This is a genomic window from Chryseobacterium sp. CBo1, assembly GCF_001693475.1.
Classification (GTDB): domain Bacteria; phylum Bacteroidota; class Bacteroidia; order Flavobacteriales; family Weeksellaceae; genus Chryseobacterium; species Chryseobacterium formosense.
The window spans coordinates 1-25392 of record NZ_MAUH01000003.1; the positions used below are offsets into that span (position 1 = coordinate 1).

A 25392-nucleotide genomic window follows, 5' to 3' on the forward strand; every position below is an offset into this window, starting at 1 on the left:
TGGATTCAAAACAAGAATACTAAGTAAAATAATGACACTCACATTTATCCAATTCATAAATGTTTTTGTTTATAAAAGAAAAATGAATAATATTAAAATAGCTATTGTGTGATAATGCACTACGGGTTATATTACTGTTATCAGTAGCTTCAATTTTTTTTATTTTCCACGCATTTGTTCCGAAATAATTACTCGTACTGATTGAACCTATTAGATTATATGTTTCTGTACCATCTTCACCAAAAATATATTTTGTACCATTTGTTGTTTTTATATCAATTGTTTTAATTTGATTTGTATTTCCAAAACTGTAATCAATTTTAATATCCGACATTGGAAACGTGACATTTTTTTTATTTTTTGGATTATAAAAAAAGCTTCCCGAAAAATCATTGATTGATAAGCTAAATTCATCAGGCATCAAATCTGCTATTGCTTCGTTATATAGTCCGTTGGTAGCCATATTAAGTCTTAATTGCTGATTAGCTAAATTGCTGTTTAGAAAACCTTCAATATTATCATCATGCTTCATTACTCCATTCTCATCAGTATATCCATTAGTTTTCCTTGTAATAGGTGCTACTGTATTAATCGACCAACCTAATCCCACGGAACTGGCAATATCGGAAACCAAAACTCCACCTGCGTGATAAGATAAGGTGATAGGAACTTCAACACTTCCTGATTTTGCCGTATATATTGGTATTGATATATTCGGAACTCCAGTATAATTAGAAACAGGTGTTTCCTGATATTTTAAAAGGCTACTCGTCTCAGGTGTAAAAGGAAATATATTTCTTGGATCTTTAAAGATTTGTGAAAATCCTAAAGAATATATAAGCATACATATTGTTGCTATAAAAATCTTCTTCATAGTATAATTTTATTTTTTAATCAATTTAGCATTAGCTGTTTTTTCAGTGTCTGTTTTCACAACAATCAGATAAGCTCCCTGTATCAGGTTCTGAGTATTGATCTTCGTTACCTTATTCTTGGTCTTAAAACCCTGAAGCTGTCTTCCGCCCATGTCATACAAAGTAATATCTGCTTCCTTAAATTCAAAACCGATCTCCACATAACAATAATCACTCACAGGATTCGGATAGATTTTCATATCCTGCTTCTCGATCAACTGATCGATCTGGCTGTCTCCCAGTTTCACAATCTTCCAGTTTTCTTTTCCAAGTTCTTCAGCACTCGTTCCCGCCAATACAATCGAACCGTCTTTATTCATCTTCAGATCAGATAATCTTTCTTCCTTCTTTCTCGATTCTCCTTTTACATGTTTTCTCCACTGTTCATTGCCGTCATTGTCAATATAAAGCATCCAGAATGTCTCATCATCAGCTTCAATTCTTCCTTCTGCCTGAGTGTATCCACCCAGCAAAATACCTTTCGTTGATGGTTGTCGGTTGTCTGTTGATGGTTTTCCTGTGATCACATTCATCCCCATTAGTATGTCTCTGTTTTTGAAATTGTAGGATTTCTGCCACTGCTCATCACCTTTGGTATTTAAAGAAATTAGCCACAGATCAGTTCCTTCTTCAATTCCAACGGTTTTATTTCCTGACCTCTCAGATCTCGATTCTCCGCCAATAATATAACCAGAAGAAGTGAACGCCATTGTTCTTACATGATCATCTCCTTTACCTCCAAAATTCTTTTCCCATTCTACCTTTCCGTCTTTGTTAAGCTTTATAATCCAGTAATCGCCTTCTCCATAATTCTCGGTAGCTTTGGGATAACGTGATACGGGATTCGGGTTTTCTGATGATGAATTTTTAACTGTCGCTCCGGAACCCGTACCACGGATCTCGGAACTCCTTGAATAAATTCCAAGCAAAGCTCCACCATCGGGAGTAGGAATCATCTTTTCAACTTCATCCAAACCTTTTCCCCCCAATATCGTTTCCGATAATAGTTTCCCATTTTTATCCAGTCTTGAAACGATCACATCTTTAGAACCAAAACCATTTCCAGCATTCTGAACATTTCCAGCGACCATAAATCCTAAATCTGCCGTCTGAATAACCGACCTTGCTTCTTCATCATGTAAGGTTCCTAAAGTTTTCTGCCAAAGCTCATCTCCGAATTCGTTGATTCTGATCAGCCAGATATCAGATCCGCCTTTTGAATCGTCTTTTTTATCCAAACCTTTTGATGAATACGAAGTTCCTGCAAGCAAAAACCCGCCTTCCTGGGTAGACATGGTTGCTGAAAGAAAATCGTGGTTCTGGCCTGAGAAATACTTTTCCCAGACTTCCTCACCCTGTTGATCGAGTTTCACCAAATGGAAATCGTACCCGTTGTTTTGTTTTGAGGTAGAAGATAAACTTCCAGCACCGAGCTTCCCGCTTCCAGCCTGAATAGAACTTCCTGTAATAAGGTATTGCTGATCTACGGTAGTGCTTACCTGAGAAAGAAAATCCTGCGTCGAGGACTTGATATCTTTCTGCCATACCACTTCCTGAGAATACAATACAGCAGTCGTACATATAAGAAATGTACTCATGTAGAGTTTTTTCATGATTTGTTTTTAATGATATTTAAGTTTAAATTTTATAGAAATCTTTTAAATCGTAAAAATGATCTAAAAAATAGGGAATAGTCTCTTTTGCATAACGAAAAAATGCGTCTGTTGAAGGTTAATAGTTTTATTCATCTTTGTTCATCATATTTTGTGTTTGGTTTAATTCTACAAATCTAAAATATTTTAAATTTACTTCAAAATAATTCACTGTACTTTTTCCCATAATCTATTGACTATTAGTCAATAATACAAATGTAATCCTGTGCAGCGACAGAACTCGTCGTGTCTGAAATATTTTTTCCAAGTAAATTATTTTAAAAAAAATAACTTTAAAACTGTACTATAAAACAACAAAAGCCACCCGAACCGGATGGCTTTTTTATATGAAATTTATTAAAACTAATTAATCAATTCAAATCTCGCATACTCAGCGATTTTCTTAGGAAGCTTAATGCCTTCTTCAGTCTGATTATTTTCAAGCAACGCCGCCATAATTCTTGGTAACGCCATTGCTGAACCGTTTAAGGTATGAACCAATTGAGATTTCCCGTCTGCTTTGTAACGGCACTTCAATCGGTTTGCCTGGAACGTTTCAAAGTTGGAAACTGAACTTACTTCCAGCCATTTCTCCTGAGCTGCGCTCCAGACTTCAAAATCATAGGTCATCGCAGAAGCAAAACCTGTGTCTCCACCACAAAGTCTTAATACTCTGTACGGCAATTCAAGGTCTTCCAAAATTCCTTTGATGTGCTCTACCATTTCTTCCAGAACAGCATAAGAATTCTCAGGTTTTTCAATTCTTACAATTTCCACTTTTTCAAATTGGTGAAGACGGTTAAGACCTCTTACGTGAGCTCCGTAACTTCCCGCTTCTCTTCTGTAACATTGAGAAAAGGCTGTATTTTTAATCGGAAGATCTTTTTCCTCCAACAAAACATCACGGTATAAATTCGTCACCGGAACTTCTGCAGTAGGAATTAAATATAAATCATCTGCATTTACATAATACATCTGTCCTTCTTTATCCGGCAACTGTCCTGTTCCGTAGCCAGAAGCTTCATTTACCACGTGAGGCGGATTTACCTCAAGGTAACCTGCATCTGTATTTTTATCTAAGAAATACTGCACCAAAGCTCTCTGCAATCTTGCTCCTTTCCCGAAATATACAGGAAAACCGGCTCCGGCAATTTTCACGCCCAGTTCAAAATCGATCAGGTTGTATTTTTTTGCCAGTTCCCAGTGCGGAATTGCGCCCTCACCCAAACCTTCCACATCATGAGACTGATAAATGATTTCATTATCATCGGCAGAAATACCTGCTTTTACCAATTCGTAAGGAATATTCGGAATCTGATATAAAATATCCAATAACGCTTTTTCTTTTACATCCAGCTGTGACTTTAATTCCGACGTCGACTCTTTATATTGTGCTGTTTTAGACTTTGCAGATTCTGCTTCTTCTTTTTTTCCTTCTTTCATCAACATTCCAATTTCTTTGGAGATTTTGTTGATCTCGGAAAGCTGAGAATCTAATTCAAACTGAATTTTTTTTCTTTCTTCGTCGGTAGCAATAGCCTCGTCTACCAACTCAGGATTCTTGAATTGTCTTTTCTGAAGACCTTCTAAAACGCGCTCTTTGTTGTCGCGCAAAAAATTAACCTGTAACATAGTTGTTGGGTGTTTGATGATGGGTACCTGATGTTAATTTGATGAGAAAATATTTTAAAACTTCCATCATCGTGCATCCTGCATCCCGCAATTTTGCAAATTTAAGATTTATTTTGTGACTGTAGCGGTATTGGGCTGATCCTGAACCTTCGTAAAAATCAATTGATTGTTATAAAGGACTCTGGAAACTTCAAAAACGGAGGATGAGGATCGGTAAAATATTTCCATCCTATCGATCACCACAGGATCATTCTGAGTTTCGGATATTTTCTTGGTTAAAGAAACTTCCAACAGAGATCTGTAGGTTTTACTTCCATCTGCTTCATCTGCCACAAATTCTCTGGTTGCTCCGGCAATATATTCGATATAATAAGTGGAATCAGCGAGCATTTTGCGGCTGTAATTTACATTAGCGATATCTTTATCAGCCAGTTCATCATTGAAAGAAACTCCTGTAAAAGAACCTACTTTTGTAGGATTCAGCATGGTTTTTCCCGAAGAATCCTGAATATAAAGATTGAATATCTGGTCGATTTTCTGCAAATCTTCATCATCACTTCCGCAGCTGAGAAGTGTAAGACCGAAAAGCATCAATAAGGGAAATAATTTCTTCATTTGCACAAAGATAAAATATTCATCAAAAATAAGTTGGGTGATTTTCAAAATATTTCTGATACCAAAGCTCAAAAGTGACCAATTGCCAGATTTTAACACAATCATACTCATTTTTTTGGTTGTTCCACCATTCATCGATAACTTTTGCATTGAAAAAATTTCTCTTTTTCAGACTGCTTAAATTTTCAAGAATAAAATCTCTTACTTTCGGTTCAGTTTTAATAAAATGGGCAAGCGGAAAAGAAAACCCACGCTTCGGCATCTGCAAAATCTTCTGAGGAAGATATTTTTCAGCAACTTTTCTAAGAAGCGGTTTATTCTGAATACCAATGTAACGCAATTTTTCCGGTAATGAAGAAACATACTCAATTAAATCATTGCTCAAATAAGGATAACGGAATTCCACGCTATATTTCATCGCACTCAGATCGTCTCTGAAAACGTGATGCGAAGACAGAGAATATTTCATGTCATATTCAAAAAGCCCTTGATAATCTTTGCTTTCAGATAATTGCTTGTCTTTTAAATTGATTTGAATTGAATTAAAAATATTTTCAGAAAAAATGTTTTTAGCTTCCAAAGGTTTCATTCCGACCTGACTTTGGCGGAAAAAATCCAGCATATCATCCTGAGAAAAATAGTTTTTTACTTTTTTTGAAAAATTATCATTGGTCAAAATAAAATGTCGCACAAAATTGAAATTTCTCATGGAAAGCCATTTATTAAGCTTCAAAGAATGAGAATATCCTGCAAATAGTTCATCGGCTCCGTTTCCGCTTAGAACAACTTTAAAACCATTATTTTTTGCATATTCTGCAGCATTCATCAACACTTCCAAACTGCTGTAAGGTTCTTCAAAATGCTGAATATTTTCTTTTAACTGATCTAAAATCTCACCATCCGAAACTTTCTTCACATGATGCCGAATATCGATCTTGTCCGCTAACAAAGATGCATTTTCAACTTCGCTTTCTGAAAATTGGTACGAGATTGTGAATGCATTAATATCATTTTTATAAGGCTTAGATTTGGCGGTAATCAAAGTAGAATCAATTCCGCCGCTCATCATACTCGTGACCGGAACATCAGCAAAAAGTTGTTCTTTTACACTTTCAGAAAGAAGTTGGTCAACTTTCGCAACAACTTCATGTTCTGTAATATTATTGTTTCTTTTAGCAGGAAAATTCCAGTAAAACTGTTTTAATGTTGAAAAATCTTTTAAATCAATCGTTACGAAACTGGCTGGTTCCAATGAATAAATGCCTTGAAAACAGGTTTCCGGAGCCAAAGTCGTCTGAAAAAGGAAATTCGTATATACTCCATTCCAATTGATTTCAGGTTTGACGAATTCATTTTTCAGAATAGATTTTATTTCTGACGCCCAAACCAAAGCATCATCATTTTTAAAATAAAATAAGGGTTTCAGCCCGACTCTGTCTCTTGCCAGAATGAGTTTTTGTTGGTTTAAATCAATTAAAGCGATCGCAAACATTCCGTCGAATTTAACGAACATTTCAGTTCCCCATTCTTCGTAAGATTTTAATATAACTTCTGTATCTGAACTACTTTTAAAACTATAACCTAAATCTTCAAGTTCTTTCCTGATTTTTTTAAAATTATAAATCTCACCATTGAAAGTAATGGTAATTTTTTCATCATCGGAAAGCATCGGTTGGTGACCTTTTTCGGACAAATCTACAATCGAAAGTCTGCGAAAACCCAAAGCAATTTTTGAAGAAGCTTCATCCAGAACAGGAAAAGTTTCTTTAATTTTTTGTGTAGAATCGTTTCCGGAAAAAGATTCACCGGCGAACCCATCAGAAGTCCAGAAACCTTCGTCATCCGGACCGCGGTGACGGATGGCTCTATTCATTTCTAAAATATTTTTAGAAGAAATTTCTTTCTTAAATGAATAATAGCCGCAGATTCCGCACATATTTTAAAAGCTTTTTGGAATGGTAAAAATAAGGATTTGGACTTAATTTAAACCAAGAAAAATAATTAGCTTTTTTTAGAAAAAGTTTTAATTAAAGTATTGATCTCATCTTTTGAAATGATATAATCTTTGATCTTAAAATCTGTAGACTGATAAAATTTCCAGAATAAAATTCCTGCTGAAACGATGTAGGAAGATGTGGTTACCAAACAGGCTCCAAAAATTCCCCATTTCGGAATGATTAAAAATGAACAGGCAACGGTAATCAACAATCCGATTATTGATTTGATGTTTAAAATTCTGAGTTCTTTGATCCCCGAAAAGTAATACCCGATCATATCGCTGACTGCAATGGCAAAAATTCCGGGGGACAGCAATAGCATGATCTTTTTTGTCTCACTAAATTCTTCGCCGAAAATCTGCGTATAAATAAAGCCCGGAATAACGAGAATTCCTAAAACAAAAACAAGCATTAGGGTAAACGAAAGTTTTAGTGAAGACTTTGTTCTAAAAATAGAATCTTCTCTACTCTCGCTGTTTACAACATCGGAATAAAGAACAACGGCGATACTTCTCGTGATCGTCCAGATCGCTTCAGAAAAGGTGATTCCTATGGAGAAAATTCCGACTGCAGCAATTCCTTCAAAATGTTCAAGAAAATAAAAGGAAAGCCTGTAATTGAGAAACTGTATGAATGCGCTGAGTTGGGTTTTCCAGCCATACTCAAACATATTGATGAAAACATTTTTTGAGAAAGAAAATTCAGAGCTTTTACATTTTTTTAAAATAAAGAAAAGACTGGTCAGAAATAGAAAGAGCAGACAAAAAATCTGCGCTAAAAAGTAAGCTGAAACATCTTTTAGTTTGATAATATAAATCAGGAAAACAATAAATAAGACATGAACAAGCTGCTGTAAAACGGTATAAATATTAAATAGTCTGATATTTTGCGTCCCGATAAACAAATTGATATTGGTCGATAAAAGTGAAGACAGTACGGAAATCCCGATCAGACCATATAAATAATCACTTTGAATTCCTGCAAAACTAAACAGCAGCGGAACTGCAACTCCCGTAACAACTGACCAGAGATAAGAATAAACCAGAACCTGCTCAATTTTAAACTTTCTAGCAAAATATGAAGTGCTGCTTCCCGAAAAAATACTGCTGAAAAAACTGACAACGGCAACATTCGCAATGACAATCGAAATTGTTCCTTTCCCTTCACTTCCCCACATATTTGTAGAAAAGATCACCAAGCCAAAGCTTAATATCAAAATGAGAAACCTCGAAATGAAAGTCTGAACAACTTTGAGCTGTTTCATCTGTTGCTTTTTGGTAAAGAATTCTGAATAAAGGTAACAAAAGAATTTTTGATCACCTTCCAATTATAATGTTCCATAAATTCTTTTCTTGCATTGGCTGCATGAAGATCATATAATTTTGAATTTCTGAGATAATTTTCAACATGGGTTACAATCTTCACAGAATCTTTAGGATCAACCAAAAAACCAAACCCGGAAACATTCATATGCTTTCTGATTCCTTTTAAATTCGAATAAATAATCGGTTTTCCGGCTCCCATATAATAAAAAAGCTTGATCGGAAGCGAATGATGATTTTCAAAATTAAAATTTCTCAGATCAAAACAAATATCTGCATCAGCAAAAGCTTTCGTAAAACTTTCAAATGAGGTTGGTTGTTTGATCTCAATATTTCTTACCGAAGATTTGGTAAGAATTTCAGCAAAATACTCTCGATCACTTTCACTTCTTGTTGAACCTACGATCAGAATTTTAATATTCAGCTGCGGATTTCTTTTGTTCAGTTCTTCGACAGCATTGAAAAAATTACCAATTCCTTTATCTTCCGAAAGAGCTCCGGTATAGCAAAGCGTAATTTCGTTGGGGCTGAGCTTTTTGATGTTTTCAGAAACAAATTTTTCATGCGGATAATAAGGCAGGATCATTTTCTTTTTAAACGGAAAAAAATAAGCCAGCGGAAATTTTTTGGTTTCTTCTCCGAAAATAAAATGTGTGCTCAAAAAACCTGCATACAACTGAATCAGGAAAAATTTAAATCCATGAATCAGCTTCTTCGGAAAACTATAATCCTGAAGCATCGACATCGCAGGATACCACTCTGTAATATCGTAAACAATACTGATTTTTTGGATTTTACTGAATTTATGGGCTGCGATAACGGCAATCGGCTCTGAACAAATTATACAATCAGGTTGAAAAGCCTTACAGACATCGAGAAATTTCTGCATTTTTGTTTTTGCTGATTGATTTAAAATATCAAAAGATTCTATATCAATTTCATCAATTTTACCTTTAAAATCTGATGTTAAACTACAAATTTTCACTTCAAAACCAGAGGTAATTAATTCTTTCGCCTGATGAAAAAAGATTCTGTCATCGTCATAATTATGCGCAGTGGTTAAGAATAGGATTTTATTCATGTAAAATTTTGACGCTATGATCGCGAAGCAATTAATTCTTTTACTATTTTATTTCTCGTTCGCAAAGGCACTTCGTTCAGCCAATGATAGCAGAAGCCTTTGCTGAGTGAAACGCCTTTGCGAACGGGAAATATTTACAAAAATAAATGAAAAAAAATTTGCGGACATAGATAGCGTTTAAAAAACTTTAGTTAGATTACTTAGCTCGGATTCAGTTTAAATAATATGATAAAAAAATTCCTCATCGGTTTCTAACAATCAGAAGCCAAGAGGAATTTTCAGTATTTTGTAAAGAACTATTTTATAGTTACCGCCCAGCTTTTGTTAAACGGCAATAAAAAATTTCCTAAAAATTCTAAATATGTATTTTTCGAGAAATCAAAAACTTCGATGTCTTTCGAAATTTCTCCGCTTCTGATTTTATTTTTGAAATCTAAAAGCTTTAATGTTTTCACTTCTCCGTTTTCAACAAAGCTTGCTTTCATTCTGTCGAATAAACCTAATTGATATTCTTCATCAATTTCTCTCATGATCTTTCCTAAAGCATCGATGCTGCATCCTGAAGCCATTTCTTTCTCTTCATCTACACAAATAATGATAAACTGGTTTTTCTCAATTTTAAAAGATGACGAAAGTGGTTTTCCGTGTGCTGCCCAACCTGCCAGAAAATCATACAGTTTCTCTGTAATTACTTTTGCTTCCTTCGTCGTAAAAGGTCTTGATGCGGGATATATAATCACTCTGTAATCGTTTGCTTCAACGATATTAGATTCTTCAATTTTCATACTGAATAAATTTAAAAAGTAAAATTACGCAATTTTCCTGAGTTGAAAACCATTGTATTTTTTACTGATAGCATAGAGAAATATAATGAAAAGCAGAATAACAAAACCAATAAAAAACCTCAAATTGGCGCTGTCCGGAAAGAATATAAATTTGATATAAATGTTTGAAAAAAACAGAACTGCCAAAATCCTGATCCAAATTTCTTTTGAAAAATAAAATATCGCACCAAGCAAAACTAACGATACCAAAGTTATTTTCTTAAAGTTAATAAGTTTAAAAATAAAATAATCAAAGTATTGTTTAAAAGTAAAATCTGCTTTTTCGGCTGAAATCAGAGGTCTTCTGTAGAAAAAACTGTCATAAAATAAATCTTTCCAACCGGGATAATGATAATATTTAATGATCGCTATATAAATCAAAGCGAGCGAAGCACCCTGAATAATCAAAGAATAATCAAGCTTTTTGTTTTCATTAAAAAATTTAAACACAAATGTTGCAAAAAGATACGTTGCCGCAAACAGAATATAATCTGGTCTTATTAAAACACAGCAAAGAAGAATAATATAATGAACTAAAGAACTTCTCTTCTGCAATATGCTTATCATAAAAAACAGCATAAAAACAAACAAAAAAGGATCCGGAGTGGGATTTTCTGCCATGCTTCTTACAGGTGGCAACCAGAGAACGAAAAGCGAAATAACGGGAGGTATAAAATAATTTTTAGGGAATAAAAATTTCACCAGATAAAAGAGGAGCAATCCTGCAATGAAATAGGAAAAAATATTCACCATAAGAACCGCATGAGGACCGGTAAACCCTATTTTATACAAAGCATAAACCGCAACATTAAAACCAACTTTAATCTGATAATACGGCAATTGCTCACCAAATGCTTTATAATCAGCTGTGAAAACTTCATTCGCATGATTATAGGCGACAATATCATGAAATTCTTTTGCTGAAGCTTCTTCTTTGATGTTAGAATAAACCAGTTCGTGCACTTTTTTAGGTTCATTCGGATGTTCCCATGAAAGAATACTTCCTAAATAACCGGGCATATCCCAATCGTACACTCTGTTTTGATAACAGGAATAAGTAAGAAAACTTAAACCGAGAATAAAAAAAAGAAAGGATAAACCCCATTTTAATTTCATAAACTCAAGATTTATCCTTTCCAGAAAAATTTTTATAGATCTTCAGCTTCTGCCAAAAGCTCTACAATATCTTTTACTTCTACTTCTGTATTTTTATTGAAATGTTTTACTCCATCCGTCAACATGGTATTACAGAACGGGCAACCTGTTGCAATGACTTTAGGTTCGAAAGATAAAGCTTCTTCAGTTCTTTCAATGTTGATGTCTTTCTTACCTTTTTCAGGCTCTTTAAACATTTGTGCTCCACCTGCTCCACAACAAAGACCATTGGTTTTGCAACGTTTCATTTCAATTAATTCCGCATCAAGCTTTTCTAAAAGCTCTCTTGGAGCTTCATATTCACCGTTAGCTCTTCCTAAATAACAGGGATCATGGAAAGTAATTCTTCTTCCTTTGAAAGTTCCGCCCTCAATTTTCAGCCTGCCTTCATTCATCAATTGTCTCAAAAACTGCGTGTGATGAATCACTTCATAATTTCCACCCAGATTTGGGTATTCATTTTTTAAAGTATTGAAGCAGTGCGGACAAGCCGTAACTATTTTTTTTACTTCATACGCATTCAGAACTTCAATGTTCGTCATGGCCATCATCTGGAAGACAAACTCGTTTCCGGCACGTTTTGCGGGATCACCGGTGCAGCTTTCTTCTTGTCCGAGAACAGCAAATTCAACTCCGATTTTATTTAAAATTTTGCAGAAAGCTTTGGTTATTTTTTTGGCTCTGTCGTCGAAACTTCCGGCACAACCTACCCAGAAAAGAACTTCCGGAGATTTGCCTTCCATTGCGTATTCCGCCATTGTTTTTATATTGAAATCCATTTTGTTCAATTTGAAAATGTGAGAATTTGAGAATTTGAAAATGTGTAGAACAACCAATTTTCAAATTTTCAAATTGATTAATTATCTAATTTTCCGCCGCCCAGTTCAGACGATCCGCCTGATTGTATTGCCAAGGTGCGGCATTGTTTTCTACATTGGTCATCATCAGGTTTAGTTCCTGTGGCGCTGCAGATTGTTCCATCACCAGGAATCTTCTCATTTCGAAAATGATAGAAAGTGGATCAAGCAATACCGGACAAGCCTGCGTACAAGCATTACAGGTTGTACAAGCCCAAAGTTCTTCTTTTGTGATATAATCGTTCAGCAATTTTTTACCGTCATCTTCAAACTTTCCGTTTTTATCGATGTTTCTTCCTACTTCTTCAAGACGGTCTCTCGTTTTCATTAAAATCAATCTCGGAGACAATTTTTTGCCTGTAATATTCGCAGGACAAACCGAAGTACATCTTCCACATTCTGTGCAAGAATAAGCATTCAGCAACTGAACCTGATTTAAATCGAAAACATCTTCCGCACCAAATTTTGAAGGAGCTTCTTCTGTACCTTCTGCAGGAGCTGCATAAGGATCAGCATTCGGATCCATCATCAACTTGATTTCTTTTGTTACCGATTCAAGATTATTGAATTTTCCGTACAAATCAAGGTTTGCATACCAAGTGCTCGGAAATGCAAGAATAATATGTAAATGTTTTGAATAATAAAGGTAATTCATGAAGAACAGGATCCCTACGAAGTGAAACCACCAAGCTCCTCTTTCAACGATTTCTAAAAAAATATTATCAAAACTGAAAACTTCTAAGAATGGAACCAATGTCATTTCACTTATCGGGAAGCTTCCATGTGCTGCAAGAACTCCTCTCTGCTGTAAAATGAGGTCAGAAGAATTCATCGTTAAGAAAGCGATCATTAAAGCAAATTCAATGATCAAAATCCAGTTTGCATCATTTTTTGGCCAACCGAAAAGTTCTTTCATTGTTAACCTTTTCACACCATAAAAATTTCTACGGATAAAGAAAGTAACAACCCCAATGATTACCAAAAGTGCTAAAATTTCTAAGGTTGCTGTAAAGAAACTGTAGAAACCGTCACCTAAGACTGTAGCTAAGAAACGGTGGGTTCCGAAGATTCCGTCAACGATGATTTCAAGTAATTCTATATTAATAATAATAAAACCTACATATACAAATAGATGGAGAACTCCTGCAATTGGTCTTGCTGTCATTCTGCTCTGTCCCATTGCTACACGAGCCATGGTCTCCCATCGCTCTGCCTTTCTGTCGTTTCGGTTGATTTCTCTTCCTAATCTGATGTTTCTGTAGATTTTCATAAGGCTTTTTCCGAACAGCCCTAAACCTGCTATCAGCAAAATCAGAAAAAGTACATTATCAAGATACTGCATGGTTAAGTTTTTTAGTCTTTACTATTCTTACCGAAAACCGAGAAATTGATATATCTCTTAGGATTGGCTTTCATATCTTCAATTAAAGAATTCAGATTTGTAGAAGCAGAATTCAGATTGTTGTACAATTGGTCGTCTTTCATGATTTTACCTAGGCTTCCTTCACCTCTGTCGATTCCTGCAACAACACTGTTCAGTTTTCCTACAGTCTGATCAAGATTAGCAATTGTTTGATTCAATTGTTTTGTATCAATACTTTCTGCAAGATTTCCGTATTTGTCTAAAGTAACTTTACCGCTTTTCATGGTAAGACTTGCTTCATCCAAAACTTTCTGAAGTTTAGGGTCGTTGTTTCCAACCAATCTATTTACACTTCCTGCTGTAGTTTCTAATGCGCCAACTGTTTTATTCAAATTATGAAGTAAAACTTTAATTTCTTCTCTGTTCTGAGCGTTCATCACCTGATTAGCATTTGCCATCAAAGAATCCACTCTGTGCAAAACAGTTTGCAGCTGATCTTTCACAGGACCAACCTGAGAAGAAAGACTGTTCATCATTCCCAGCTTAAAAGCTCCTTTAAGGGTGTCACCATCTTTTGCAGTTTCGCCACCATAGAATAAATTCACTCTCATTTCTTTACCGCCCATTAAGCTCGGCTCGAAAATTTCAAGATTGGAATTTTTTGAAAATTCAAAATTGTTATCTACGGTTATTTTTACGACAAAATGTATTTTCCCATCTTTGGTTGTCTGAGGAATGATCTTGTCAACCTGCCCTACTTTCAAACCATTAATGGAAACAGGAGCAGATTGTGTTAATCCCTCCACATTATCATATTTAGCGTAAAATATATTATCGGTAGTAAAAAGGCTTCTGCCTTTCATGAATTGGAATAAAATCACAAAGCCGACGATGGCTAAAAGCGCGATTAAACCAGCTTTTAATTCTTTACTGAATTTCACTTGTTAAATTTTTTCTAATGTAGCAAATATAGCACATTTTAAGTTAATCTTTCTCTTTATTGCTCTGCGTAAAATACAAAAAAAGCGCCAAAATAATTTGGCGCTTTTATATTTCTAAATCAGAATCTTATTGCTGAGTTCCAAGCTTGCTCCAGATTTCGATTCTGTAATCATCGATATCTGCATTATCTTGTAAGCTTTTCAACCAAGCCTGACCAAACATTCCTGCATTTCTCTGAGTAACAGACTCAGTAAACTGCTTAGCGTCTCCAGGTTGTTTGTTCAGAGTTTCGTTCTTTTTAACGATCACATAAACGCCTGTTCCACCTTCGATCGGGTTTGAAGTTTTTCCTTTTGCAATCCCAAATGCCGCACCAGCAACTTTAGGCTCCATTGCTCCGGCTACAGAAGGATTAAGCATATTTACCTGTGCAGATTGCTTAGTTGTAGCAAATGTTTTAGCAACCTGATCTAAACTTCCTGCTTTTCCGATTTTAGCTGAAATCTGTTTTGCAGCCAGTTTATTCTGAACAACTGTTTCTATCTGATCTCTTACAGATTCAGGATCTGCAAGACCTTTTTCTTGTTTTCCGTTCAAGTAAACAACAATTTTATCTCCCGTGCCGTCTACTGTAAAGAATTCGGTATCACCTTTTTCTCTTTTCTTATCAAAAGCCCAAGCAATGATTTCACCGTCTTTATCTGTTCCTAAACCTTGTAACTGACCGTCAAATCTTTTTGCAGATTTAGCATTAGAATACTGGTAGTTTGATTTTTTAGCAATGTTTACGAAATCGTTGAAAGATTTCCCTTGAATCTGCTGAATAAATCTTCTTGCTTTTTTATCTGTTTCTGCTTCAGTAGCATCAGAAGGCTTGATTGTTTTTACGATGTGAGCAATTTTATACCCCATTGCTCCAGATTTTTTATCTTCAACATTGATGATGTGGTAACCGAAACTTGTTTCGGCCAAACCTGTTGCACCTTTAGGATTATTAGCCAAAAACGCTAAATATCCTGGAGCAAACTGACTTTGAGGAGTCGTCCAACCCACACTACCTTTTCTTTCAACAGCACCCGGTTCATCAGAAAGCTTTAGACCTTCTGCAAATTTTGCAGGATTAGCTTTAATTACAGCCATTAAACTGTCCGCAATTTTCTTAGCTTCTTCTTTAGATCTTGTTGCCGTAGATCTCTCGGCACCTTTGTAAGAGATTAAAATATGATTTGACAATGTAGAATCTGATGGTTTTTTGTCAATCAATTTAGACAATACATAAAGATTCTGCTCTTTGTAAGGTCCGAAAACCTGTCCAATTGCAGCAGTTTCAATCTTACCCTGTAATCCTTGAGGCATTTGAGTTGCCGGAACATAAGCGTTATTGTAAGGCATATCTGAATTTGCCATTACAAACATTGAATCGTTTGTTGTATTCTGGAAGTTTTCTTTACCACCACTTGCATCAGTACCGCCAGAGAAAATTTTTGTGATCTCTTTCTGTACAGCCGCCTCATCAGCAGCACTAGCCTGTGAAGGGAAAAATACAACTCCTAAATTTCTGCTTGGTTCTGTTTTGAACATTACCGGATGTTCATCAATATATTTTTTCAAATCTTCAGTCGTAACTTTAATTTTGTTTTTCTGAAGATAAGAAGCGTAATCTACTTTTACGAAATCGATATCAGCAAGCTGATCTCTTTCTTTCATCAATTCATCAGCTTCTTTTTTACCGGTAGTAATCCCTGTAGAAATATTAGCAAAAACCTGTCTTGCCATTATTCTGTACTCAATCGTTTTTCTGGTTTTCAACCATTGACTGTAAGCTTCGGGATTTGTATTCTGTAAAGTTTCAACTTCTTTTTTAAGCTCCTGAAGTTTGAAGTTACCTTTTTCGTCAAACAACTGTTGATTCTGAGCAAACATCTGATCGAACTGGATCTGACTCCAGAACAAATCATCAGTCATTTCAAAGCCCATTTTTTCAAACTGCTGCTTAATTAACTTTGATTGTACCAATAATTGCCAAGCCTGCTCTTCAAGACCGTTTTTCGGCTGTCCTTGCTGCTCCGCCTGCTGCTGTAATACAAAAAGCTGGTCGTTAAACTCTTCACGGGTAATTTTCTCACCATTTACTTTTCCTAAAACATCAGGGTTTTTTCCAAAAACCTTATCAATACTATCAGGATTTACCAAAAAGGCCAAAAGTGCCAATGCGATAACGCCCATTAAAAGCCAAGGCTTACTCCTAATCTGTCCTAAAATTGCCATTTTATAAATATAGTTTTTATATCAGTGTGCGAAAATACACATTTTTAAGAAATTACAGAAATATAAGTCGTTTTTTTAATTTTTAAAATTCAAATACTCTTAAAATGGAAATTTTGACCGTATTTTTTGATGATTAACAAATGGCATTAAACTTGACAATCTTTAATACAATTCACGTATATTGCCTTTTAAAAGCATATTGTGAAATATCAATCTAACGACTTTAACTGAAAATGACAATTTGTCATTCGATTTATTATGACAGAATTTGAAGATATAAATTTTGATGATATTCTTGGGGACGGTTTCAACATCGTCGCCGAAGAAATCAATCTTTCTGACCTGAATGTAGATCAAGAGAAAAGTTCTGACCAGAATATTTTCCCAATACTTCCGGTAAGAAATATGGTAATGTTCCCGAATGTTGTAATTCCTATTACTGCAGGAAGAAAGACATCGATACAGTTGCTTGAAGAAGCGCAGCAAAATGGCGATTACATCGGAATCGTAAGCCAGAAAAACTCTGATATTGAGCAGCCAACCGAGAAAGATCTTTATCAGACAGGAACTTTGGCAAAGATTATTAAGATCATCAAACTTCCAGAAGGGAATATTACAGCAATCACCAAAGGTTTTCAAAGGTTTAAAATCAAGAAAATTGTAAACAGCCAACCTTATTTTAAAGCTGAAATCGCCAAGCTAAAAGATACGAAAGCTAAAAACAAGGAAGAATATGAAGCATTACTAGAGAATATTAAAGATTTGGCTCTGAAAATTATTGAGCTTGATCCGAACATTCCCAATGCTGCCAATTTTGCAATAAAAAATATCAACAATAATGATGATCTTTTAAATTTCATCAGCACAAATGCCAATTTCCCTTATTCAGAAAAGCAAAAGCTTCTGGAAGAGAAAAATCTCATGGAAAGAGCAAACAAGTGCTACGAAATGATGCATGAGGATTTCAGAAAGCTGGAACTGAGAAATCAGATTCATCAGAAAACTTCCAAAGATTTAGACAAACAACAAAGAGAATATTTCTTAAACCAGCAAATCAGAACGATTCAGGATGAATTGGGAGGTGGCCCGGAAAGCGATGTTGAAGATTTAATTAAAAAATCAAAAACCAAAAACTGGAATGCTGATGTTGAAGAACATTTCCTAAAAGAAATCAACAGACTTCAGCGTCAAAACCCAAATTCTCCCGACTATAATGTTCAGAGAAATTACCTGGATTTCTTCACCGATCTTCCTTGGGATACTTTCACAAAAGATACTTTTGATATTGAAAAAGCCCAGAAAGTTTTAGATAAAGCCCATTTTGGTTTAGAAGACATCAAAAAAAGAATTTTAGAGCACATGGCTGTTTTAAAATTAAAGAACAATATGAAATCGCCAATTCTATTGTTGGTAGGTCCTCCCGGAGTTGGTAAAACCTCTTTGGGGAAATCGGTTGCCGATGCTTTGGGAAGAAAATATATGCGTGTTTCTTTAGGCGGACTTCATGACGAGAGCGAGATCCGTGGTCACAGAAAAACCTACATTGGCGCGATGGCAGGAAGAATTCTTCAGTCCATTAAAAAAGCCGGGACATCAAATCCCGTTATTGTTTTGGATGAAATCGATAAAGTAGGAAAAGGAATGCACGGCGATCCGAGTTCGGCTTTGCTTGAAGTTCTTGATCCTGAACAAAACAGCTCTTTCTATGACAATTTCCTTGAAATGGGTTACGATTTGTCTAAAGTCATGTTTTTGGCAACTGCAAACTCACTTTCAACCATTCAGACTCCGCTTTTAGACAGAATGGAAATCATTCAGATTGCAGGGTATACGCTAGAGGAAAAAATTGAGATTGCGAAGAGACATTTAATTAAAAAACAACAGGACGAAAACGGTTTGACTGCAAAATCTTTCAAACTTGGAAGTTCTGAACTGAAACATATTATCGAAGCTCATACTTCCGAAAGCGGTGTGAGAACTTTAGAAAAAAGAATCGCAGCGATTGCACGTTGGGTTGCTCTTCAGACCGCTTTGGTAAAAGAATATGACGCTAAAATTTCTATTGAAAAAGTTGATGAAATTTTAGGTGTTCCAAGACCGAAGAGCTTATCTGAATTAACGGACGTTCCAGGAGTTGTTACAGGTTTGGCTTGGACAAGTGTTGGTGGAGACATTTTATTTATCGAAAGCTTAACCAGCAACGGAAAAGGAAATCTTACGATGACCGGAAATCTGGGAACGGTTATGAAAGAATCTGCAACGATTGCTTTGGAATATATTAAAGCCAAACATGAAGATTTGGGAATCAGTGAAGATGATTTGGAGAAAAAAAACATCCACGTTCACGTTCCTGAAGGTGCAACACCAAAAGACGGACCTTCTGCCGGAATTGCGATGCTGACTTCTATGGTTTCTTCATTTAAAAATAAAAAAGTAAAACCTCACCTTGCAATGACCGGGGAAATTACTTTACGAGGAAAAGTGCTTCCTGTAGGTGGAATTAAAGAAAAATTACTCGCTGCAACAAGAGCAGGAATAAAAGAAGTGATTTTGTGTGAAGCCAACAGAAAGGATGTAGAAGAAATCAAGCAGGATTACCTGAAAAACCTGAAAGTAAACTATGTAAGCTGGATGAACGAAGTTCTGGAACTGGCTATCGAAAAATAAAATTTTTATTTATAAATTTATAACCTCATCGGAAAACGGTGAGGTTTTTGTTATGTGTAGAAAAACCTTCCCATGAATTTTTTTAAACTTCCTTTTCTTCCGAAACTTGCATTAGCAGTCATTTCCATTATCGGAATCGGCTATCTTATTAAGCTGGGACAAAGCATTTTGGCTCCATTCTTTTTAGCATTTTTAATGGCGATGCTTTTTTTGCCGATTGCTAATTTTTTAGAAAAAAACTAAGGTTTACAAGATCGGTTTCAACCATTGTTTCTGTAATGATAATGTTGACTATTCTCACCGGAATGATATTTTTCTTCAGTACACAGATTTCAAGTTTCAGCAAAGATATTCCGCATCTTACAAAGCAGTTCAATCTGGTGTTCCATAATCTTCAGACCTGGGTTTCGCATACTTTCAATGTGAAAATTGATGAGCAGCTCGATTATCTTGATCAGGGTTTAAATAAACTATTATCTTCTTCGGGAATCATTTTAGGATTTACATTTGGAATTTTCTCTACGAGCTTAGGATTTCTGGCGTTTTTCATCTTGTTTTTTATCTTCATCTTAAATTACAGAAGAATTTTGAACAATTTCATCGTTAATGTATTTAATGAAAAGCATAAAGCAAGCGTTCAGGAAGTGGTTTCTGAGGTAAGAATTATGACGAAAAGATACATCATCGGATTGTGTCTTCAGGTGATTATCGTTTCTGTTCTTACGACCATTGTTCTGACTATTTTAGGTGTAAAATATGCCATTTTATTGGGTGTTTTAACGGGTTTATTAAATGTTATTCCCTACATCGGAATTTGTATTTCGCTTTTAATTTCTTGTTTTATTGCATTTGCGACGGGAACAGTTTCCACTTGTGTGTATGTAGCAATTGGTTACGTCATCGTTCATGCGATCGACGGAAATATTGTTCTACCTTTTGTCGTAGGTTCAAAAGTAAAAATTAACGCATTATTTTCTTTTATCGGTATTCTTTTAGGAGAACATCTTTGGGGAATTTCAGGAATGTTTCTGTGTATTCCGGCGATTGCGATTATTAAAATTATTTTTGAAAGAGTCGACGGATTGCAACCTTGGGGAAAACTTCTCGGCGAAGATGAAAAACCCAATAAGAAAAAGAAAAGCTACAAAATTTCTAAGAACATCACCTTAAAGGAAATGGATTAGAATATTAATAAGCAATGAATAATTAATATTAAATATAAAAATTTAGTGATTTTTTCATAACGAATTAGAATTTTATTTAATTTTAATAAAAATTCAATTTATGAAAATCATTAAATTTATTATCTGTCTTATTTTTGGGCTCATGTTTATTAATGCAGGCTTAAATAAACTTTTCAACTACATGCCAATGCCGGAACAAACACCGGAGCAAATGAAAATTTTTGAAGCGTTCAATCAATTGCATTGGTTGATGCCTTTGGTTGGAATCGTAGAGGCAATTGGCGGCATATTATTTATTTTCCCAAAAACAAGAGCTTTAGGCGCGATAGTTATTTTACCGGTAATGGTCGGAATTATTCTTCACGTTTTCACGATTGACAAATCAACGATGGGAATGTCGATTGCCGGAGTTCTTTTCCTGATCAATATCTGGATAATTATTGACAACAAAGAAAAATATAAAGCTTTGCTGAAATAGTAGTGTGAATAGTGAATTGTAAATTCGCCTTGCTTGTCAATTTTAAATTCACTTGCGAAGCAAAATTCACAATTCACTATTGACTTTTACACAAATGCACTGAAACCGGTGATCGATCTTCCGACAATCAGTGAATTGATTTCTTTTGTTCCTTCATAAGAATAAATGGCTTCTGCATCGGCAACAAACCTTGCGACATCATACTCCAAAAGAATTCCGTTTCCGCCCATCACTTCACGAGCTCTGGAAACGACATCTCTTGTTCTTAACGTACAAAAAACTTTAGCTAAAGAAGCGTGTTCGTCTTTCAAAATTCCTTCATCCTGCATTTCAGAAAGCCTGAAAACCATTGTTTGCATTGCGGTTAAATTAGAAAGCATTTCCACCAAATGCCCTTGAATCATTTGGAAAGAAGCAATTGGTTTTCCGAACTGTTCTCTTTTTCTGGTATAATCTAAAGCGCTTTCATAAGCTCCTCTTGCACAACCTGTCGCCATCCATGCAACTCCAGCTCTAGTCATTCTCAATACTTTTGCCGTGTCTTTAAATGAATTGGCATTTTGGAGACGATTTTCTTCTGTAACGATACAATCTTTTAATGTAATTAAACCATTTTGTACAATTCGAAGAGCCATTTTCCCTTTAATTTTCTGTACCGAAAAACCGGGATTATCTTTTTCAACAATAAAACCTTTCACTTCACCGTCATCTAAATCTCTTGCCCAAATAATAATAATGTCAGCAAATGTTGCATTTCCGATCCATTTTTTTTCTCCGTTTAAAACCCAGCCTTCAGGAGTTTTTTTGCAGGTAACCGTTAAGCCTCCTGCTGCTCCGGAACCCACTTCCGGTTCGGTTAATCCAAAAGCTCCAATTTTTTCGAATTTCTGCATTTGGGGAAGCCATTTTTGTTTTTGCTCCTCAGAACCGCAAATATAGATCGAACCCATTGCCAAACCCGATTGCACTCCAAAAAATGTCGCTATTGAAGCATCAATTCTCGCCATTTCCATTGCAATAACGCCTTCCATCAGAAAAGGCATTCCTTTGCAACCGTAACCTTCATAGGTGACCCCACAAATATCAAGTTTCTGAAACTTTGGAATTAATTCATGCGGAAATTCGTCTCTTAACCAATAATGATTCACCAAAGGCTTAACTTCTTTTTCCATAAACTCCCTTACTTTAAGCTGAACTTCCCTTTGCTCAGGAGTCAGAGTATGATAGATATCGTAGAAATCGCCATCAATTGGTGGAAGATCTTTTTTCTTTTTGTTTGGATCCAGCATTTTCATCATTCCATTGAGTTGCTTATCATCAAGCTTGGAAAAATTTTCCATCAGCTTCGGAAGATTTACTTTTTGCGAAATTTCGCTCAGCTGATCAAAATCAATGGCTTTAAAAAGTTCTATAGCGTTTCGGATTTTAGAAAAGGTTTTAGACATATCTATTTTGAGTTTTAATTTGTAAAACATCAGCAAAAATCAATCCGAAATACCACGCTACGCTCCGTATATCATTTACAAAATACTGAATAACAATCATTTAAATCTAAATAATTATTTACAAAAGGTTTACCTGCAATATTCAAACATTACAAAAGATTCTGCTGGACTTTGGGTTAAGCAAAACATTAAAAATAAATATTATGAAAACGACACACATCAGATTAACGATTGCAACAGCATTATTATTAGGAATTTACTCTTGCAAAAAAGGCGAAGCAACAGCAAGTGATTACGAAATGTCAACGTCTGCAGATTCTGCCTACGTAAATGTATCAGACAGTGTTTCATCTGCTGCAACCATGTCTGTAAAAGACAAGCAATTCATCAAAACAGCTGATGTTAATATGGAGGTAAAGGATGTTTATGATGCAACAATTTCCATTGAAAAATCGGCTCAGGAACTTGGCGGGTTTGTTACCAACAGCAACCTGCAAAGTCGTGTGATTTCTGAAGACACTTACAATACTTCCGATGAAGAAGCAATGCTTGTGAAAAAATATCAGACCGAAAACACAATGCAGGTAAGAGTTCCCTCTTCAAGATTGGGTGAGCTTTTAACTTTAATTAATGATAAAAAACTATTCCTGAATTCAAGAATCATCAATGCGGAAGACATAACTTCAAACATTAAATATGCTGAATTGGAGGGAAAAAGAATCAAGAAAACCGGCGAAAATATTTCTGAACTTAAAACCACAAAAGACAAAGTGAAAATGAGTGATGAAAATATGTCTGAAAACAATTCGCAACAACTCGCCAATCTTAACGTAACCGATAATCTTAAATACAGTACTGTTGATATTTACATAAAAGAACCCAAGCTTCGTATTGCAGAAATTGCAGTAATCAATTCAAAAAACATTGACAACAAATACAAATTCAACTTTTTTTACAGTGCGAAAAATGCTTTTGTGGAAGGTTATTATTTAATTCAGAAACTTATCGTTGGATTAATTATGATTTGGCCAATTCTATTAATCTGCGGACTGATATTTTACTTTTACAGAAAAAATCAATCTAAAAATAAAATTCAGCAACCAAACCAAGAAAATCCGGCATCCTAACCTTTAGGTTATCAACATAGATTATTTGAACCTTCGCTTTTGCGGAGGTTTTATTTTTCATCCTGATAATCCTTGAAAACTGATTTTTAATCCTCAATTAACATCGTTGCGCAAAAATTCCGTAAATTTGCGGTTTGAAAACTTACATTTTAATTATCGTGATTTTAAATGTGATATTTTCTAAAAATCAGCTTTTTAAACCCTAAATTTAATTTATGCTATCTAAAATAAATCCTACACAAACCAACAGTTGGAAAGATCTTGACGAACATTTTGGTGATAATGACTTTGATCTGAGAAGTCTTTTTCAATACAATCCCAACCGTTTTGAAGAGTTTTCTATAAAAAAAAATAATTATTTATTCGATTATTCTAAGAATCTGATTGATTCAAGAACGAAAGGATTATTATTAAATCTTGCAGAAGAGTGTCAGCTCAAGGATGCAATTTCTAAAATGTTTTCGGGAGATAAAATCAACGAAACAGAAGGAAGAGCCGTTCTTCACACTGCTTTGAGAGATTTTTCAGACAAGGAAATTTTGGTAGATGGTGAAAATATCAAGCCTCAGATCAAGAGAGTTTTAGATCATATGAAATCTTTTTCTGAAAGTATTATTTCAGGAACACACAAAGGTTTCAGCGGAAAAGAAATTACAGATGTCGTGAACATAGGAATCGGTGGTTCAGATTTGGGACCTGTGATGGTAGTTTCTGCTTTGAAGCATTTTAAAACAAGGCTAAACGTTCATTTTGTTTCTAACGTGGACGGAAATCATATGGCAGAAGTTGTAAAAAACTTGAATCCTGAAACAACTTTATTTATCATCGCTTCTAAAACATTTACGACTCAGGAAACGATGACAAATGCGAATTCGGCAAAAGACTGGTTCTTAAAAGCCGGAAAACAGGAAGATGTAGCCAAACATTTTGTTGCTTTATCAACTAACGTTCAGGCAGTTAAAGACTTCGGAATTGCAGAAGAAAATATCTTCGAATTCTGGGATTGGGTTGGCGGAAGATATTCTTTATGGAGTGCGATTGGCTTAAGCATCGTTCTTTCAGTAGGATACGAAAACTTTGAGCAATTATTGAAAGGAGCTAACGATACGGATCAACATTTCCAAACAGCCGAATTTGGTGAGAACATTCCTATTTTGATGGGATTAATCGGAATCTGGTATCGTAATTTTTATGCTGCAACAACGCATGCAATTCTTCCTTATTCTCAATATTTAGACAGATTTCCGGCATACTTTCAACAAGGAGATATGGAAAGTAACGGAAAATGTGTCGACAGAAACGGTGAGTTCGTAGAATATGAAACAGGACCAATCATTTGGGGTGAGCCGGGAACAAACGGACAGCACGCTTTCTATCAATTGATTCATCAGGGAACAGAATTGATTCCTGCAGATTTTATTGCATATGCAAAAAGTCCGAACAAAGTTTCTGATCATCAGGACAAACTTTTAGCCAACTTTTTTGCTCAGACTGAGGCACTTGCCTTCGGAAAAACGGAAGAAGAAGTTGAGGCGGAATTAAAAGCTTCAGGAAAATCTGATGAGGAAATTGATTTCTTATTAAACTACAAAGTCTTCCACGGAAATACACCAACAAACTCTATACTAATCAATGAATTAACGCCTTTTTCATTGGGTCAGCTAATCGCTTTGTATGAGCATAAAATTTTCGTTCAGGGTGTGATCTGGAATATTTTCAGTTTCGATCAGTTCGGAGTGGAATTAGGAAAAGTTTTAGCCAATAAAATTCTTCCGGAACTTGAAAATAATGAGACCATTAGCTCTCATGATTCTTCAACAAATGGGTTGATTAATTATTATAAATCGAATAAGTAAAAGAAAGTAAATA

Annotated in this window: 20 protein-coding genes; 6 read left to right on the forward strand and 14 right to left on the reverse strand. The window is 35.2% G+C overall.

Annotated elements, in window-relative coordinates:
* Positions 1 to 19: 19 nt before the first annotated feature.
* The 13 genes from BA768_RS03260 to BA768_RS03320 form a co-directional block, all read right to left on the reverse strand.
* Positions 20 to 874: a hypothetical protein gene (locus tag BA768_RS03260; RefSeq protein WP_123947057.1), complete on the reverse strand. Its 855-nt coding sequence runs from the start codon at positions 872 to 874 to the stop codon at positions 20 to 22.
* Between the two features lie 9 nt (positions 875 to 883).
* Positions 884 to 2527 (reverse strand): T9SS type A sorting domain-containing protein, encoded by a 1644-nt coding sequence (locus BA768_RS03265; RefSeq protein WP_065719693.1) that lies wholly within the window; start codon positions 2525 to 2527, stop codon positions 884 to 886.
* 402 nt (positions 2528 to 2929) lie between these two features.
* On the reverse strand, positions 2930 to 4198 hold the full coding sequence (gene serS / locus BA768_RS03270; RefSeq protein WP_065719694.1) for a serine--tRNA ligase: 1269 nt from the start codon (positions 4196 to 4198) through the stop codon (positions 2930 to 2932).
* A gap of 108 nt (positions 4199 to 4306) precedes the next feature.
* A complete protein-coding gene (locus tag BA768_RS03275; protein WP_065719782.1) occupies positions 4307 to 4813 on the reverse strand; it encodes a hypothetical protein in 507 nt (168 codons plus the stop codon).
* A gap of 22 nt (positions 4814 to 4835) precedes the next feature.
* Positions 4836 to 6749 carry an asparagine synthase (glutamine-hydrolyzing) gene (gene asnB / locus BA768_RS03280; protein WP_065719695.1) on the reverse strand — a complete coding sequence of 638 codons (1914 nt, stop codon included), beginning with the start codon at positions 6747 to 6749 and terminating at the stop codon, positions 4836 to 4838.
* A gap of 65 nt (positions 6750 to 6814) precedes the next feature.
* Positions 6815 to 8074: a lipopolysaccharide biosynthesis protein gene (locus BA768_RS03285; RefSeq protein WP_065719696.1), complete on the reverse strand. Its 1260-nt coding sequence runs from the start codon at positions 8072 to 8074 to the stop codon at positions 6815 to 6817.
* Entirely contained in the window at positions 8071 to 9213 is a 1143-nt protein-coding gene (locus BA768_RS03290; protein WP_065719697.1) for a glycosyltransferase, read from the reverse strand. The genes BA768_RS03285 and BA768_RS03290 overlap by 4 nt, the downstream gene beginning before the upstream one ends.
* Positions 9214 to 9509: 296 nt before the next feature.
* Entirely contained in the window at positions 9510 to 9998 is a 489-nt protein-coding gene (locus BA768_RS03295; RefSeq protein ID WP_047482813.1) for a hypothetical protein, read from the reverse strand.
* Between the two features lie 24 nt (positions 9999 to 10022).
* Positions 10023 to 11153 (reverse strand): hypothetical protein, encoded by a 1131-nt coding sequence (locus tag BA768_RS03300; RefSeq protein WP_065719698.1) that lies wholly within the window; start codon positions 11151 to 11153, stop codon positions 10023 to 10025.
* Positions 11154 to 11185: 32 nt separating this feature from the next.
* Positions 11186 to 11971 (reverse strand): (Fe-S)-binding protein, encoded by a 786-nt coding sequence (locus BA768_RS03305; protein WP_034678269.1) that lies wholly within the window; start codon positions 11969 to 11971, stop codon positions 11186 to 11188.
* 85 nt (positions 11972 to 12056) lie between these two features.
* Positions 12057 to 13391, reverse strand: a complete 1335-nt coding sequence (locus tag BA768_RS03310; protein ID WP_065719699.1) for a 4Fe-4S dicluster domain-containing protein — start codon at positions 13389 to 13391, stop codon at positions 12057 to 12059.
* 11 nt (positions 13392 to 13402) lie between these two features.
* On the reverse strand, positions 13403 to 14353 hold the full coding sequence (locus BA768_RS03315; RefSeq protein WP_065719700.1) for an MlaD family protein: 951 nt from the start codon (positions 14351 to 14353) through the stop codon (positions 13403 to 13405).
* A gap of 127 nt (positions 14354 to 14480) precedes the next feature.
* Positions 14481 to 16622 (reverse strand): peptidylprolyl isomerase, encoded by a 2142-nt coding sequence (locus BA768_RS03320; protein WP_065719701.1) that lies wholly within the window; start codon positions 16620 to 16622, stop codon positions 14481 to 14483.
* A 258-nt stretch (positions 16623 to 16880) separates the two neighbouring features.
* On the opposite strand from BA768_RS03320, the gene lon reads away from it, so the two are divergent.
* The 4 genes from lon to BA768_RS03335 all read left to right on the forward strand — a co-directional run bounded on the left by lon (position 16881) and on the right by BA768_RS03335 (position 20951).
* The gene (gene lon, locus BA768_RS03325; protein ID WP_065719702.1) at positions 16881 to 19289 is read left to right on the forward strand and encodes an endopeptidase La; all 2409 of its coding nucleotides are present in this window, start codon (positions 16881 to 16883) and stop codon (positions 19287 to 19289) included.
* 72 nt (positions 19290 to 19361) lie between these two features.
* On the forward strand, positions 19362 to 19532 hold the full coding sequence (locus BA768_RS21420) for a hypothetical protein (RefSeq protein WP_228388277.1): 171 nt from the start codon (positions 19362 to 19364) through the stop codon (positions 19530 to 19532).
* Positions 19533 to 19573: 41 nt separating this feature from the next.
* Complete coding sequence (locus BA768_RS03330; RefSeq protein ID WP_262484164.1) at positions 19574 to 20473, forward strand: AI-2E family transporter; 900 nt, start codon at positions 19574 to 19576, stop codon at positions 20471 to 20473.
* A 100-nt stretch (positions 20474 to 20573) separates the two neighbouring features.
* The gene (locus tag BA768_RS03335; RefSeq protein WP_034677670.1) at positions 20574 to 20951 is read left to right on the forward strand and encodes a DoxX family protein; all 378 of its coding nucleotides are present in this window, start codon (positions 20574 to 20576) and stop codon (positions 20949 to 20951) included.
* 86 nt (positions 20952 to 21037) lie between these two features.
* Here BA768_RS03335 and BA768_RS03340 read toward each other — a convergent pair whose 3' ends face one another.
* Positions 21038 to 22396: an acyl-CoA dehydrogenase family protein gene (locus BA768_RS03340; RefSeq protein ID WP_034677668.1), complete on the reverse strand. Its 1359-nt coding sequence runs from the start codon at positions 22394 to 22396 to the stop codon at positions 21038 to 21040.
* A gap of 203 nt (positions 22397 to 22599) precedes the next feature.
* On the opposite strand from BA768_RS03340, the gene BA768_RS03345 reads away from it, so the two are divergent.
* Together BA768_RS03345 and pgi are read left to right on the forward strand one after the other, a co-directional pair.
* Positions 22600 to 23523, forward strand: coding sequence for a DUF4349 domain-containing protein (locus BA768_RS03345; protein ID WP_065719703.1), 924 nt, complete (start codon positions 22600 to 22602; stop codon positions 23521 to 23523).
* A 215-nt stretch (positions 23524 to 23738) separates the two neighbouring features.
* A complete protein-coding gene (pgi, locus tag BA768_RS03350) occupies positions 23739 to 25379 on the forward strand; it encodes a glucose-6-phosphate isomerase (protein WP_065719704.1) in 1641 nt (546 codons plus the stop codon).
* Positions 25380 to 25392: the final 13 nt, after the last annotated feature.

What these genes read in the sequence shown, in the direction of transcription:
- BA768_RS03305 (WP_034678269.1), bottom strand. Translation starts at nt 11,971, where the DNA reads ATGGATTTCAATATAAAAACAATGGCGGAATACGCAATGGAAGGCAAA.
- BA768_RS03320 (WP_065719701.1), bottom strand. Translation starts at nt 16,622, where the DNA reads ATGGCAATTTTAGGACAGATTAGGAGTAAGCCTTGGCTTTTAATGGGC.
- serS (WP_065719694.1), bottom strand. Translation starts at nt 4,198, where the DNA reads ATGTTACAGGTTAATTTTTTGCGCGACAACAAAGAGCGCGTTTTAGAA.
- BA768_RS03310 (WP_065719699.1), bottom strand. Translation starts at nt 13,391, where the DNA reads ATGCAGTATCTTGATAATGTACTTTTTCTGATTTTGCTGATAGCAGGT.
- BA768_RS03345 (WP_065719703.1), top strand. Translation starts at nt 22,600, where the DNA reads ATGAAAACGACACACATCAGATTAACGATTGCAACAGCATTATTATTA.
- BA768_RS03260 (WP_123947057.1), bottom strand. Translation starts at nt 874, where the DNA reads ATGAAGAAGATTTTTATAGCAACAATATGTATGCTTATATATTCTTTA.
- BA768_RS03330 (WP_262484164.1), top strand. Translation starts at nt 19,574, where the DNA reads ATGTTGACTATTCTCACCGGAATGATATTTTTCTTCAGTACACAGATT.
- BA768_RS03295 (WP_047482813.1), bottom strand. Translation starts at nt 9,998, where the DNA reads ATGAAAATTGAAGAATCTAATATCGTTGAAGCAAACGATTACAGAGTG.
- lon (WP_065719702.1), top strand. Translation starts at nt 16,881, where the DNA reads ATGACAGAATTTGAAGATATAAATTTTGATGATATTCTTGGGGACGGT.
- BA768_RS03265 (WP_065719693.1), bottom strand. Translation starts at nt 2,527, where the DNA reads ATGAAAAAACTCTACATGAGTACATTTCTTATATGTACGACTGCTGTA.
- BA768_RS03285 (WP_065719696.1), bottom strand. Translation starts at nt 8,074, where the DNA reads ATGAAACAGCTCAAAGTTGTTCAGACTTTCATTTCGAGGTTTCTCATT.
- BA768_RS03335 (WP_034677670.1), top strand. Translation starts at nt 20,574, where the DNA reads ATGAAAATCATTAAATTTATTATCTGTCTTATTTTTGGGCTCATGTTT.
- BA768_RS03340 (WP_034677668.1), bottom strand. Translation starts at nt 22,396, where the DNA reads ATGTCTAAAACCTTTTCTAAAATCCGAAACGCTATAGAACTTTTTAAA.
- asnB (WP_065719695.1), bottom strand. Translation starts at nt 6,749, where the DNA reads ATGTGCGGAATCTGCGGCTATTATTCATTTAAGAAAGAAATTTCTTCT.
- BA768_RS03275 (WP_065719782.1), bottom strand. Translation starts at nt 4,813, where the DNA reads ATGAAGAAATTATTTCCCTTATTGATGCTTTTCGGTCTTACACTTCTC.
- pgi (WP_065719704.1), top strand. Translation starts at nt 23,739, where the DNA reads ATGCTATCTAAAATAAATCCTACACAAACCAACAGTTGGAAAGATCTT.
- BA768_RS21420 (WP_228388277.1), top strand. Translation starts at nt 19,362, where the DNA reads ATGAATTTTTTTAAACTTCCTTTTCTTCCGAAACTTGCATTAGCAGTC.
- BA768_RS03300 (WP_065719698.1), bottom strand. Translation starts at nt 11,153, where the DNA reads ATGAAATTAAAATGGGGTTTATCCTTTCTTTTTTTTATTCTCGGTTTA.
- BA768_RS03290 (WP_065719697.1), bottom strand. Translation starts at nt 9,213, where the DNA reads ATGAATAAAATCCTATTCTTAACCACTGCGCATAATTATGACGATGAC.